The organism is Variovorax sp. WDL1 (assembly GCF_001541225.1).
Taxonomy (GTDB): domain Bacteria; phylum Pseudomonadota; class Gammaproteobacteria; order Burkholderiales; family Burkholderiaceae_C; genus Variovorax.
In genome coordinates this window covers 49,703-49,908 of record NZ_LMTS01000029.1, presented here as the reverse complement: position 1 = coordinate 49,908, position 206 = coordinate 49,703, and the positions used below count along the sequence as shown (strand labels likewise).

Below are 206 nucleotides of genomic sequence, written 5' to 3'. Positions count from 1 at the left end.
CGGTGACATAGTGGCTGGCCGATCCCGCCAGCACGAACAGGTGCCAGGTGCCGTGCGCGTGGCGCCAGCCCAGCGGGTTGCGATAGAACACCGTTCCGGCCGAATACCACAGCGCCCCCGCCAGCAGCCAGGCCAGCCCGGCGCCGTCGAGCCGCTCGACCAGCGGCACCGCCGCCAGCACGCCCAGCCAGCCCATGCCCAGGTAC

1 protein-coding gene is annotated in these 206 nt (G+C 72.8%); it reads right to left on the bottom strand.

Features of this window, described 5'->3' with window-relative positions; all coding sequences use genetic code 11:
* The coding region (locus tag APY03_RS43335) for a hemolysin III family protein (RefSeq protein ID WP_232324172.1) at nt 1-206 on the bottom strand (206 nt) is incomplete at both ends.